The sequence below is a fragment of the Frigoribacterium sp. CFBP9029 genome, assembly GCF_034045305.1.
GTDB lineage: Bacteria > Actinomycetota > Actinomycetes > Actinomycetales > Microbacteriaceae > Frigoribacterium.
Genome location: NZ_JAXCWB010000015.1, coordinates 1 through 12,858, shown reverse-complemented (window position 1 = coordinate 12,858; position 12,858 = coordinate 1). Strand labels below are relative to the sequence as shown.

Here is a 12,858-nt window from a genome sequence, read left to right as displayed (position 1 = left end):
GGATCTGGCTCCAGACCGTAGAGTTGGGGTTACCGCGTCAGTCTAGAGCGACACCGAATGGATGAACGAATGGCGACCTCCGAAGCCCCCTCGACCAGCGCCTCCTACGCCGCGGCAGGTGTCGACACGGCGGCGGGAGACCGCGCAGTCGAGCTGATGAAGGCCGCCGTGAGCGCCACGCACGGCCCGGGCGTGGTCGGCGGCGTCGGCGGATTCGCCGGCATGTTCGACGTCTCGTTCCTGAAATCGTTCGACCGCCCGCTGCTCGCCACCTCGACCGACGGCGTCGGCACGAAGGTCGCCATCGCGCAGGCCCTCGACAAGCACGACACCATCGGGCAGGACCTCGTGGGCATGGTCGTCGACGACATCGTCGTGGTCGGCGCCCGCCCCATGATCATGACCGACTACATCGCCTGCGGCCGGGTCGTCCCCACCCGCATCGCCGCCATCGTCGAGGGCATCGCCCGCGCCTGCAGCGAGACGGGCACCGCCCTGGTCGGCGGCGAGACGGCCGAGCACCCCGGGCTGCTCGGCCCCGACGACTACGACGTCGCGGGTGCCGCGGTCGGCGCGGTCGAGGCCGATCGCCAGCTCGGCCCGCACCTGGTCGGCGACGGCGACGTCGTGCTCGCCCTCGCCTCGTCGGGGCTGCACTCGAACGGCTTCTCGCTGGTCAGGCACATCCTCGCGTCGCGCGATCTCGGCTACACCGACACCGTCGACGAGCTCTCGGGCACCCTCGGCGAGGCGCTGCTCGAACCGACCCGGCTCTACACGTCGCCCCTGCTGCGGGTGCTCGACGACCCGGCGCTCGCCGGGGCCGTGCACTCGCTCAGTCACGTGACCGGCGGCGGCATCGCGGCGAACCTGGCGCGTGTGCTGCCCCGCGGTTCGTGGACGGACGTCGATCGCGCGACCTGGTCGCCGGCACCGGTGTTCCGCGTGCTGAGCGACCTGGCCGGTTCGACCCTCGAGTCGAGCGAGGGCACCTGGAACCTCGGCATCGGGATGATCGCCGTGGTCTCGGCCTCGCAGGCTGCGGAGGTCTCGGCCGCGCTGGTCGCCGACGGCATCGACACGTGGCGGATCGGCACGGTCTCGACGGCCGTCCGCGACCTGTCGGGCTTCGAGCAGGGAGCGAAGGGCGTCGACGGAGGCGCGGTTCGGCTGGTCGGGGCCTACGCCGGCTGATCCGGCCGGTCGCCGACCGACCCGCCGGTCGCGCTGTTCGCGCTCGGCTGGACGACGAACGCCCGCTCCGCTGATGCGGGGCGGGCGTCGTGCTGTGTCGAGGGAGAGACGCGGCGACCGGGCAGCCTAGGAGGCGCGGCGTGCGGGCAGCCTAGGAGGCGCGGCGTGCGCCGAGCACGCAGAACTCGTTGCCCTCGGGGTCGGCGAGCACGACCCACGACACGTCGGACGTCTGGCCGACGTCGGAGCGGGTGGCCCCGAGCTCGAGCAGGCGGGCGACCTCGGCGTCTTGATCGTCGGGTCGGAAATCGAGGTGCAGGCGGTTCTTGAGGGTCTTGCCCTCGGGAACGCGCACGAAGAGCAGCCCCGGCAGGGAGTCGGGGCTGCTGCGGATCTCGGGTTCGTCGTCGCCGCTCGGCGACACGACGACCCAGCCGAGGGCGTCGGCCCACCAATGGGCGAGCGTCGCCGGCTCGAGGGCGTCGACGACGACCTGCTCCCATTCGAGCGACGGGCGCGCGATCGGACCGCCGGGCGAACCCGTCGTGTCGACGGGTGTCGTGCCGTCGTCCGCCGAGGATCCGTCGATCGTCATGACCAGGCGACCCTAGGCGGTCTTGTTCTGGTCGTGATCGACGTCGTACTCGTCGTCGATGTCGTCGGCCCACTTGTCGACGTATTCGTCGCCGGAGTCGCTCTTGGTAGCCAGCTCTTTTTCGAGTGCACCGTAGTTGGTGTCAGGGCTGAAGTACTTCAGCTCTCTGGCGACCTTGGTGTGCTTGGCTTTTTGACGGCCGCGCCCCATGCGTGACCCCCTCTGAATTCGGCCCGGAAGCGGTGTCGGACGAACCGGGTACAGCCGACTGATGACAGTTGCAAAACTGGACCGATCTTAGCATGTACCCCATGAGTCACCTGTGCCGTCTGGCGCGGGGTCTCGTGCGGGCCGGTCGTGCCGCCGGGAGACCCGTCAGGACCGCCGAGCGGGTGCGGCCTCGTGCGGGGTGACGGTCGCGGCCAGCTCGAAGACGGCCACGACGACGTCCGCTGCGGGCATCAGCTGCGCGCTGGACCGCTCGAAGACCGCATCGGACTGCTTGTACGGGTCGATCACGTCGTCGTCGTCCGGATCGCGGGGGGCTTCGATGGTGCCGCGACGCGAGGCGACGAGTCGGACGAGCTCGCGGAGTCGCCCGGGCACGTCGTCTCGGGGGAGTCTCGCGACGCCCCCGAGGTCGGCCTCGGTGAGACCCTCGGCGAGCCGCGCGAACTCGCGGAGGGTGAAGGTGTGGCGCGACGCCCGCGGATGCATGCTCACGACCGCGCGCCGGTGCTCGCGCGCCATGCCGAACACGAGGTCGGCCTCGGCGATCTGCGACTCGACGAGGTAGCGCGCCCCGTGGTCGTCCGGCTCGGCGCCCCAGGCGCGGGCCTGGGCGATCGCCTGCGCGGGCATGGGATCGCCGTCGCGAGCCATCGTGCCGGCGCTCGACACCGTCAGCCCGGGCAGACCGGCGAGGCGCGCCCGCAGGTACTGCTCGGCCAGCGGCGAGCGGCAGATGTTGCCCGTGCAGACCGTCAGGATCGTGAAGTCGCCGGTGGCATGGTCGAACAGACCCTCGAGGGAGAACGGCGTCGCGGACATGTCGGTCACGATACCCAGGGGCATCCCGCAGAGCCTGAGGGCGGCCGCCGCGCGCCGAAGGCGGCTACTTCCGCTTGCGCGGCGCGGCTCCGGTCGAGTTGCGGGCGGCCGATCGGGCCTTCCGGGCCGCGGAGCCTCCGCCGCGCCTGCTCTTCGCCGAACCGGGAGCGCCCGGGGTCTGCGACGGGGCCGTCTTCGAGGGCTGCGCGTCGAGTCCGCGCTGCACCGCGCCTCCTTCGATCGCGGCTCCGGCACGCCCCGACGGGCCCGCGTCGGCGCCGAGCGAACCACCGCCGGCCGACTCCGACCGACGACCGGCCGGCTCGAGCGGACGGCGCTGCACCGGCGTGGGACGGATCGGCTCGCCGCGGCGGTCCTGCCCGGGGATGGGGCGCGACCTGCGTCCGTAGAGCACCTCCGACGAGTCGAGCAGCCACGGCACCAGCGAGATCGTCACGCCGTGCACGAGCATCAGCCGCTGACGGATGCGACGGCTCTTGTGGTTGTGCAGCAGCGCCTCCCACCAGTGGCCGACGATGTAGATCGGCGTGTAGACGGTCACGACCTCGCTGCCGTGCTCTTCACGGTGCGCCTTGATGTACTTGATCAGCGGCATGCTGATGTCGCGATACGGCGACGGCACGATGCGCAACGGCACCTCGATGTTCTGCTCGGCCCACTGCCGCTGCAGCAGCGCCGTCGCCTCGTCGTCGATGCCGACGTGGATCGCCTCGAGCGACTCGTGCCGCGCCGCGATCGCGTAGTCGAGGGCCTTCAGCACCGGCTTCTGCATCGTGCCGACCAGCACGATCGCGTGATCGCCGTGCGAGCCGAACTGCGTGGTCGCGTCGGGCTCGATCTCGACCAGCACGTCGCGGTAGTAGCGGTTCACCCCGAGCATCAGCGTGAACAGGATCGGCATGATGACGAACACCAGCCAGGCGCCGTGCGTGAACTTCGTCACGGTCACGACGATCAGCACCGAGGCTGTCAGCAGCGCGCCGAACGCGTTGATGCCGCGGGCCCGGTAGACCGCGCCGCGATCGGCGCAGCCCTCGCGCAGCATCCGCGTCCAGTGCACGACCATGCCGGTCTGCCCGAGCGTGAACGACACGAAGACCCCGATGATGTACAGCTGGATCAGCCCGGTGACGCTCGCCTGGTAGACGAGCAGGATGGCGCAGGCGACCAGGGCCAGCACGATCACGCCGTTCGAGTAGATCAGGCGGTCGCCGCGGGTGTTCAGCGCCTTGGGCGCGTACTGGTCGCGGGCGAGGATCGACCCCAGCAGCGGGAACCCGTTGAACGCCGTGTTCGCCGCCAGCAGCAGCACCGCCGCCGTGCAGGCCTGGATGAGATAGAACGGGATTCCGAAGAGCGCGCCGCCGAAGACCGACGCCGCGATCTGCGCGATCAGGCTGCGCTGCGGCGTGCCCTCGCAGTCGACGAAGCCCTGCAGATCGCAGGCGTCTTCGGCGTAGTGCACCTTCGCGATCAACGCCACGGCGACGAGGCCGGCGAACAGCACGATCGCGATGCCGCCCATCAGCACGAGCGTCTTCTGGGCGTTCTGCACCTTCGGTCGACGGAAGGCGGGCACGCCGTTCGCGATCGCCTCGACGCCGGTCAGCGCCGAGCAGCCGCTCGAGAACGCGCGCAGCAGCAGCAGGATGAACGCCGCCTGCGTCAGCTGATCGGCCTGCACCGTGTAGTCGGCGCTCTCGGCCACGGGCGGGTCGCCGAGGGCCGTGCGCACCAGCGCGATGACGATCATCACGAAGACGCTCGACACGAAGAGGTAGGTGGGGATCGCGAACGCCTTGCTCGACTCGCGGACGCCGCGCAGGTTGACCGCCGCCAGCGCGATCACGAAGAAGATCGCCAGCTCGACCCGGATCGGCGCCAGCTCGGGCACCGCCGAGATGATGTTGTCGACACCCGAGGCCACCGAGACGGCCACCGTCATGACGTAGTCGACCAGCAGCGCGGACGCGACGACCAGGCCGGCCTTCTCGCCGAGGTTGCGGTGCGCGACCTCGTAATCACCGCCTCCTGAGGGGTAGGCCTTGATCAGCTGGCGGTACGACGCGACCACGACCAGCAGCAGCACGACCACCGCGACCGCGACCCACGGCGCGAGCGTCAGGAACCCGAGCCCGCCGATCAGCAGGATCATCAGCAGCTCCTGCGGCGCGTAGGCCACGGAGCTGAGCGGGTCGCTCGCGAAGATGGGGAGCGCGAGGTGCTTGGGGAGGAGCTGCCCGTCGAGCTTCTCGGAGGGCAGCGGTTCGCCGATCAGCCACCGCTTCGGCGACCGGGTGTCGTTGGTCACGAGCGGCGACTCTACTCCGTGCCGAGGGCCTGTCAACTACTGCGGCGCCCCGGTTATTCCCCGGTCACGCGCCTGTTCACCGAACCGTCTCGTTCTGTGTGCTGCAGGTGGACAGGGGCGGGGCGGGAGCCGAGGAGGCGCGGGTCAGGTCGCGACGGCTGCAGGCGTCGATCCCGTGGTCGCCGCCACCGCCCGGCGACGCGCGAAGAGCGGCAGGGTGATGGCGACCAGGGGGCCGATCAGCAGAGCCTCGGCGGCCGTGCCGATGCCGACCTGCCCGCCCAGCAGCCAGCCGCCCGCCAGCACGGACACCTCGATGGCGGTGCGGGCCACGCCCACCCGCCAGCCGAACCGCCGGTGGATGCCGAGCATCAGACCGTCGCGCGGCCCGGGCCCGAAGTCGGCGCCGATGTAGAGCCCGCTCGCGACGGCGAGCAGCAGCAGCCCGCCCGCGAAGGTCAGGCCCTGCGCCCACCACACGCTCTGCTGCGGCAGCACGTGCAGCCCGAAGTCGGCGACCGGCCCGATCGACAGGGTGTTGGCGACCGTGCCGAAGCGCGGTCGCTGCTTCAACGGGATCCAGAGCAGCAGCACGACGAGGCTCGTCAGGAACGTCACGAGCCCGAAGCTGAGCCCCGTGTGCTTCGCGAGCCCCTGCGTCAGGACGTCCCACGGTGCGACCCCGATGCCGGCCCGGACCATCAGGGCGATGGCGAAGCCGTAGGCGAACAGGCCGACGGCGAGACGGAGGAGGCGGTGGATCAGGGGCATGACTCCGATCCAATCGTCGAGGTGGCCTGGTGGCAAGAGGCCAATCGACCTAGGGTGGCACCGTGACGAACGTCGACCCCGGTGCCACTGCTGTCTCGTCGCGAGCGCTAAGGGTGCTGCTGGACTCGTGGCGCGCCTCCTCGGCTCCCGGTTATCTGGCGCTCGCCGACCGGATCCGGCTGCTCGTGCTCGACGGACGACTGCCGGTCGGCACCCGCCTGCCGTCGGAACGCGATCTCAGCACCCACCTCGGGGTCAGCCGCACGACGGTCACGGCCGCCTACGCGACGCTGCGCGACGGCGGACACATCGACAGCGTGCGGGGGAGCGGCAGCGTCGTGCGGCTGCCGACCCGCGTCGCTCTGCCCCGACCGGCCTCGACCGAGGGGCTGCTCGACCTGACGAAGGCCGCCCTGCCCGCCGCCGACGGCATCGCCGAGGCGGCCCAGCGCGCGGCCGGACGACTGGGCGCCTACCTCGGCGACTCGGGCTACGACAAGATCGGCCGACCCGTGCTGCGCGAGGCGATCGCCGAACGGTACCGGCGCCGCGGGCTCGAGACGAGCGCCGACCAGATCGTCGTCACCCTCGGCGCGCAGCACGCCATCGCCCTGCTCGCGCGGGTGCTGGTCGGCCGCGGCGACCGCGCCGTCGTCGAGGCGCCCGGGTACCCGCACGCGTTCGAGGCGCTCCGGGTCGCCGGCGCTCGGCTGGTCCCGGTCAGCGTGACCGTCGGCGACGGGTGGGACGAGGCGGCGCTGATGCAGACGCTGCGGCGCACGAGCCCGCCGGTCGCGTACCTCATGCCCGACTTCCACAACCCGACGGGGGCGACCATGCCGGCCGATCAGCGCGCGCGGGTGCTCGACGCGGCGGCGGCGGAGGGGACCGTCGTGATCGTCGACGAGACGATGGCGGAGCTGGCGATCGACGGGGGCGCGGGTTCCGGCGCGGTGACCGATCGGCCGTCGCCGATGGCGGCCTACGGGCCCGCCGTCTCGATCGGGTCGGTGGGGAAGTCGCTCTGGGGCGGGCTGCGGATCGGCTGGATCCGCGCCGACCTCCCCCTCGTCGACCGCCTCGTCCGCGCCCGCTCGGCCGGCGACCTCGGCACGCCCGTGCTCGAGCAGCTGGTCGTCGCCGAGCTGCTCGCCGACCTCGACGGCGTGCTGGAGGCGCGGGCCGCCCACCTGAGACGGGGTCGCGACCGCGTCGTGACCGGCCTCCGCACCGCGTTCCCCTCGTGGGACGTCCCGTCGCCCGCGGGCGGGCTCAGCACCTGGGTGGGGCTCGGCGCCCCCGTCAGCTCGCAGCTGACCCTCGCCGCCCGGCGCGAGGGGCTGCTGCTCGCCGCCGGCCCCGTGTTCGGCGTCGACGGGGCGTTCGAGCGGTTCCTCCGCGTGCCGTTCTCGTACGGCGACGACGAGACCGACCGGGCGCTCACCGCCCTGCGCGCCGCCTGGGACGGCATCGACGGCGTGCAGGGGCCGGCCTCGCCGCTGCTGGCCGAGGTGGTCTGAGGGGGCCGACCCGCGCCTCCTCGGCCGCGCCGTGCCTCCTGGGGCGGGCCGCGCCTCCTCGGCCGTCCATGAGTCACGACTCGCCGCGAGGCCTCCGCAGCTCGCGGCGTGTCGTGACCCACCGTCTCCGCAGGGCCGGTCAGCGGGCGCGCTGCACCCGCTTCTCGTCCCATACCGGCTCGGGTGCCTCGTAGACCTCGCCGTCGCCGCCGAACACGAGGAACCGGTCGAACGAGCGCGCGAACCAGCGGTCGTGGGTGACCGCCATGACGGTGCCCTCGAAACGGTCGAGAGCGCCTTCGAGGGCCTCGGCCGACACGATGTCGAGGTTGTCGGTGGGCTCGTCGAGCAGCAGGAGCGTGGCTCCACTCAGCTCGAGGAGGAGGATCTGCAGCCGCGCCTGCTGCCCGCCGCTCAGCGACTCGAAGACCTGCTCGGCGGACCCGACCAGTCCGTAACGGTCGAGCGCCCGGCTGGCGGCTTCGCGTCCGAGCCCGCGCCGCTCGTCGTCGCCCTCGTGCACGATCTCCAGCAGCGTGCGTCCGAGCATCGCCGGGTGCTCATGTGCTTGGGCGAACCAGCCCGGCACGACCCGCGCACCGAGTGTCGCGCGCCCCGTGTGCGGCACAGGCTCGAGGGCCCCGCCGACCGACGTCACGTGGCCGTCGCGAGGGTCGGGATCGGTGCCGCCCCGCGCCAGCAGTCGCAGGAAGTGCGACTTGCCCGAGCCGTTCGACCCGAGCACGGCGATGCGCTCGCCGAACCACAGCTCGGAGTCGAAGGGGGCCATCAAGCCGGTCAGCTCGAGCCCCTCGCAGACGACGACGCGCTTGCCGGTGCGCGAGCCCGTGAGGCGCATCGTCAAGTCCTGCTCGGGCGGGCGCTCCTGGGGAGGACCGGCCAGCTCGAACTTGTGGAGGCGCGTGAGGGCCGCCTGGTAGCGGGACGCCATGCTGTCCATCGCCGTCGCCTTGACCTTCAGGTTGCGCACCAGGGTCTTCAGCTTCTCGTGCTGTTCGTCCCACCGTCGGCGGAGTTCATCGAGACGCTCCATGCGGTCGGCGCGGGCCTGATGATACGTGCGGAACGAGCCGCCGTGCGTCCATGCGGTGTTGCCGGCGGCGCCGGACTCGATCGTGACGACGCGGTCGGCGACACGGCCGAGCAGTTCGCGGTCGTGGCTGACCAGCAGGACGGTCTTGGGGGTGGCGACCAGGGCCTCCTCGAGCCAGCGCTTGCCGGGTACGTCGAGGTAGTTGTCGGGCTCGTCGAGCAGCAGCACCTGCTCGGGCCCGCGGAGGAGGGCCTCGAGCACCAGCCGCTTCTGCTCACCGCCGCTGAGCGTCGAGACCTCGCGCCAGCGCGCCCGCTCGTAGGGAAGGGCCAGGGAGGCGGTGGTGCAGGTGTCCCACAGGGTCTCGGCCTCATAACCGCCCGCGTCGGCGTAGTCCGCCAGCGCTGTGGCGTAGGCCATCTGCGTCTCGGTGACGTCGTCCTCGAGCAGGGCGAGCTCGGCGGCGTCGAGAGCCAGGGCGGCGGCGCGGACGGCGGTCGGAGCGACCCCGACGAGGAGATCGTGGACGGTGCTCTCGTCGCGGACGTGGCCCACGAACTGGTCCATCACGCCGAGACCCCCGTCGATGCCGATGACGCCGTCGTCCGGCCTCAGCTCACCCCGGATCAGACGCAGGAGCGTCGACTTGCCCACGCCGTTCGCTCCGATGAGCACGGCGTTCTGGCCCTCGCCCACCCGGAACGAGACCTCGTCGAGCAGCGGCCTGCCGTCGGCGAGCGCGTAGGACACGCGGTTGACGTCGATGTAGCCCATGGGGTCGTTCCCTCTTCTGCTCGGGGGTGCTCCCCGATCGGGCAGCCGACCAGGATATCGGTCCCTCCCCGAGAGGGGAAGTCGAGATGTCGTCCACAGGGCATGAGAGAGGGCCGCCAGTTCCCAGAGAGAGTGGTGACAATAGGAGGCGCGGTGGACGTCGTGCACCGCGCCTCCTCCGCTCTCCTCGTCACCACCGGAGTCCCGTGCATCTGCTGTCCGTCTTCAGCCTCCGCAACCGCGCGCTGATCGCCCTCGTCACCATCGTCGTCGCCGTGTTCGGCGGGGTCGCGCTCACGTCGCTCAAGCAGGAGCTGGCGCCCAACGTCCAGTTCCCGCAGATCGCCATCGTCAGCTCGTACCCGGGGGCCACCCCCGAGGTCGTGAACGACGACGTCTCGACCCCCATCGAGCAGGCGGTGCAGATCATCCCGGGTCTCGAGGGCACGACCGCGACCTCGAGCACCTCGACCAGCACCGTGTCGGCCGAGTTCACCTACGGCACCGACCTCGACAACGCCGAGCAGAAGATCCAGTCGGCCGTCAACCGTCTGAGCCTGCCCGACGCCGTCGACACCCAGGTCGTCACCGGCAGCCTCGACGACCTGCCGATCATCCAGATCGCCGTCACCGGGTACGACGACTCCGAGGCGCAGCAGCTCGTCGACCGCCTGTCGGACACGACCGTCCCCGACCTGCAGAAGCTCGACGGCGTCCGCGAGGCCTCCGTCTTCGGCGACGCGGGTCAGCGCGTCACCATCACGCCCGACCGCGACGCGCTCGCCGCAGCAGGCCTCACGACGCAGGCGTTCCAGGACGCGCTCGACGCCAACGGGCAGCTGATCCCCGGCGGCACCATCACCCAGGACGGCCAGACGCTGTCGATCCAGGCCGGGTCGCGACTGACGGGCGCCGACCAGATCGCCGCGCTGCCCCTGCTCGGCGGCAGCTCCGCCGTCACGATCGACGACGTCGCCGACGTGGCGCTCACCTCGGCCCCGGTCACCTCGATCAGCCGGGTGAACGGCGAGCCCGCCCTGACGGTCGCGGTGACGAAGACGCTCGACGCCAACACGGTCGACGTCTCCGAGACGGTCCGCGACGCCATCCCCGCACTCGCCACCGACCTCGGCGACGACGTCGACCTCACCGTCGTCTTCGACCAGGCGCCCTTCATCCAGCAGTCGATCGACGCGCTCGCCGAAGAGGGGCTGCTCGGTCTCGCCTTCGCGGTGATCGTCATCCTGGTGTTCCTGCTGTCGATCCGCTCGACGATCGTCACGGCGATCAGCATCCCGACCAGCGTGCTCATCACGTTCATCGGGCTGCAGGCGTCGGGCTACACGCTGAACATCCTCACGCTCGGCGCCCTGACCATCGCCATCGGGCGCGTGGTCGACGACTCCATCGTCGTCATCGAGAACATCAAGCGGCACCTGACCTCGGGTGCCGACCGCCTCCAGGCCATCACGACCGGCGTGCGCGAGGTCGCCGGCGCCATCACCGCGTCTACCGTGACCACCGTCGTCGTGTTCCTGCCGCTCGCCTTCGTGGGCAACATCACCGGCGAGCTGTTCAGGCCGTTCGCCCTGACGGTCACGATCGCCCTCATCGCGTCGCTGTTCGTCGCGCTGACGATCGTGCCGGTGCTGGCGTACTGGTTCCTCCGGGCGCCGAAGGCGCACAAGCACGCGGGGACCGCCCGGGGTGCCGCGGGCGCCGGGGCCGAGGGCTCCGACGGCGTCGTCCCCGGAGGCGCCGCCGGCGAGGAGCTGACGACCCGCGCCTCCGACCCCACCGCCGGGGCCCCGCTCGACCGACTGCGCCGCGTCTACGTGCCGGTGCTGCGAGGCACGCTGCGTCGCCCCGTCGTCACGATCCTGGTCGCCGTGCTGGTGCTCGGCGGCACGGCCGCCGCGGTGCCGTTCATGAAGACCAACTTCCTGGGGGCGAGCGGGCAGAACACCTTCAGCGTCACGCAGACCCTCGCTCCGGCGACCAGCCTCGACGCGCAGTCCGACGCGGCGACGCAGGTCGAGGAGGCCCTCGAGGGGGTCGAGGGCATCGAGACCGTGCAGCTGACGATCGGCTCGAGCGGCACCTCGATCGCCAGCTTCTTCGGCGGCTCGGGTGACAGCACCGTCACCTACTCGATCACGACCGACGAGAGCGCCGACCAGGACGTCGTCCAGTCGGACGTGCGCGACCGCCTCGACGGGCTCGGCGACGTCGGCGACATCGAGGTGACCGCCTCGAGCGGGTTCGGCACGAGCAACGACATCACCATCGACGTCTCCGCACCCGACCCCGAGACGCTCCAGACGGCGACCGACAGTGTGCTGTCGACCGTGCGCGAACTGCCCGGCACCGCCGAGGCCAGCTCGAACCTCGCCTCGGCGCAGCCCATCATCGGCGTGCAGATCGACCGCGACGAGGCTGCGGCGCTCGGACTGAGCGAGGTCGCTGTCGGCGCGATCGTGTCGCAGGCCGTGCAGCCGCTGCAGGTCGGCTCGATCGAGATCGACAACAGCTCGATCGACGTCTACACCGTCGCCCCGACGCCGCCGGCGAGCCTCGACGAGCTCCGCGCCGTCGAGCTGCCCGGCCCGACCGGCCCCGTGCGACTCGACTCGATCGCCACGATCGACGAGACGACCGGGCCGACCTCGGTCACCACCTCCGACGCCGTCCGCACGGCGACCGTCACCGTCACCCCGTCGGGCGACGACCTCTCGACGGCCAGCACCGAGGTGACCGACGCCCTCGACGGCATCGACCTGCCGACCGGCGCCGACACCGAGATCGGCGGCGTCACGGCCGACCAGGCGAACGCGTTCTCTCAGCTGGGTCTGGCCGTGCTGATCGCCATCCTCATCGTCTACATCGTGATGGTGGCGACCTTCCGCAGCCTGCTGCAGCCGTTCCTCCTGCTGGTGTCGATCCCGTTCGCGGCGACCGGTGCGATCCTGCTGCAGATCGCCTCTGGGATCCCGCTCGGCGTCGCATCGCTGATCGGCGTGCTGATGCTGGTGGGCATCGTGGTCACCAACGCGATCGTGCTGATCGACCTCGTGAACCAGTACCGCACGCGGGGGCTGCGGGTGCGCGAGGCGCTGCTCGAAGGCGCGTCGCGCCGACTGCGACCCATCCTCATGACGGCGACCGCGACGATCTTCGCGCTGCTGCCCATGGCGCTCGGCATCACGGGGCACGGCGGCTTCATCTCGCAGCCGCTCGCCATCGTCGTCATCGGCGGGCTCGTGTCGTCGACCGTGCTGACGCTGGTCGTGCTGCCGGTGCTGTACTTCCTGGTCGAGGGTGCGCGCGAGCGCCGGGCGGAGCGGCGCGCGGGGTAGGTGCAGGTACGCAGGCCCTGCGGCGTAGGCGCAGGCGCCGGTGCAGGCGTAGGCGCTTGCGCTTGCGCTGGGGTGGCGGTTTGGTGTTTGCGGGCGTGTTCGGCGGGGGTGGGCGTGTGGGGGCGCCCGGTGGCGACGGAGTCGCCCGGAGTGGGCCGCGAAGCGCCGTTGCTGTGGTGTGGAGGAGATGCGCTCGGCGGGGGTGGGTGCGT

At 71.5% G+C, this 12,858-nt stretch carries 9 protein-coding genes; 3 read left to right on the top strand and 6 right to left on the bottom strand.

What is annotated here, in order from left to right; all coding sequences use genetic code 11:
- Positions 1-69: 69 nt before the first annotated feature.
- On the top strand, positions 70-1,194 hold the full coding sequence (gene purM / locus SOM11_RS14060) for a phosphoribosylformylglycinamidine cyclo-ligase (protein WP_320478425.1): 1,125 nt from the start codon (positions 70-72) through the stop codon (positions 1,192-1,194).
- 151 nt (positions 1,195-1,345) lie between these two features.
- Here purM and SOM11_RS14055 read toward each other — a convergent pair whose 3' ends face one another.
- The 5 genes from SOM11_RS14055 to SOM11_RS14035 all read right to left on the bottom strand — a co-directional run bounded on the left by SOM11_RS14055 (position 1,346) and on the right by SOM11_RS14035 (position 5,942).
- Complete coding sequence (locus SOM11_RS14055) at positions 1,346-1,789, bottom strand: VOC family protein (RefSeq protein WP_320478424.1); 444 nt, start codon at positions 1,787-1,789, stop codon at positions 1,346-1,348.
- A 12-nt stretch (positions 1,790-1,801) separates the two neighbouring features.
- A complete protein-coding gene (locus SOM11_RS14050; RefSeq protein WP_192060854.1) occupies positions 1,802-1,999 on the bottom strand; it encodes a DUF3073 domain-containing protein in 198 nt (65 codons plus the stop codon).
- A gap of 165 nt (positions 2,000-2,164) precedes the next feature.
- Positions 2,165-2,863, bottom strand: coding sequence for a low molecular weight phosphatase family protein (locus tag SOM11_RS14045; protein WP_320478423.1), 699 nt, complete (start codon positions 2,861-2,863; stop codon positions 2,165-2,167).
- Between the two features lie 40 nt (positions 2,864-2,903).
- The gene (locus tag SOM11_RS14040) at positions 2,904-5,171 is read right to left on the bottom strand and encodes an APC family permease (protein WP_320478422.1); all 2,268 of its coding nucleotides are present in this window, start codon (positions 5,169-5,171) and stop codon (positions 2,904-2,906) included.
- A gap of 144 nt (positions 5,172-5,315) precedes the next feature.
- Positions 5,316-5,942: a hypothetical protein gene (locus SOM11_RS14035; protein WP_320478421.1), complete on the bottom strand. Its 627-nt coding sequence runs from the start codon at positions 5,940-5,942 to the stop codon at positions 5,316-5,318.
- Positions 5,943-6,004: 62 nt separating this feature from the next.
- Here SOM11_RS14035 and SOM11_RS14030 point away from each other — a divergent pair, with 62 nt between their 5' ends.
- A complete protein-coding gene (locus SOM11_RS14030; RefSeq protein ID WP_320478420.1) occupies positions 6,005-7,462 on the top strand; it encodes a PLP-dependent aminotransferase family protein in 1,458 nt (485 codons plus the stop codon).
- Between the two features lie 139 nt (positions 7,463-7,601).
- On the opposite strand, the gene SOM11_RS14025 is transcribed toward SOM11_RS14030, so the two are convergent.
- The gene (locus tag SOM11_RS14025) at positions 7,602-9,290 is read right to left on the bottom strand and encodes an ABC-F family ATP-binding cassette domain-containing protein (RefSeq protein ID WP_320478419.1); all 1,689 of its coding nucleotides are present in this window, start codon (positions 9,288-9,290) and stop codon (positions 7,602-7,604) included.
- A 206-nt stretch (positions 9,291-9,496) separates the two neighbouring features.
- On the opposite strand from SOM11_RS14025, the gene SOM11_RS14020 reads away from it, so the two are divergent.
- On the top strand, positions 9,497-12,646 hold the full coding sequence (locus SOM11_RS14020; protein ID WP_320478418.1) for an efflux RND transporter permease subunit: 3,150 nt from the start codon (positions 9,497-9,499) through the stop codon (positions 12,644-12,646).
- Positions 12,647-12,858 lie beyond the last annotated feature (212 nt).

Coding starts and splice junctions, on each gene's coding strand:
- SOM11_RS14055 (WP_320478424.1), bottom strand. CDS start 1,789: ATGACGATCGACGGATCCTCGGCGGACGACGGCACGACACCCGTCGAC.
- SOM11_RS14025 (WP_320478419.1), bottom strand. CDS start 9,290: ATGGGCTACATCGACGTCAACCGCGTGTCCTACGCGCTCGCCGACGGC.
- SOM11_RS14050 (WP_192060854.1), bottom strand. CDS start 1,999: ATGGGGCGCGGCCGTCAAAAAGCCAAGCACACCAAGGTCGCCAGAGAG.
- SOM11_RS14045 (WP_320478423.1), bottom strand. CDS start 2,863: ATGCCCCTGGGTATCGTGACCGACATGTCCGCGACGCCGTTCTCCCTC.
- SOM11_RS14035 (WP_320478421.1), bottom strand. CDS start 5,942: ATGCCCCTGATCCACCGCCTCCTCCGTCTCGCCGTCGGCCTGTTCGCC.
- purM (WP_320478425.1), top strand. CDS start 70: ATGGCGACCTCCGAAGCCCCCTCGACCAGCGCCTCCTACGCCGCGGCA.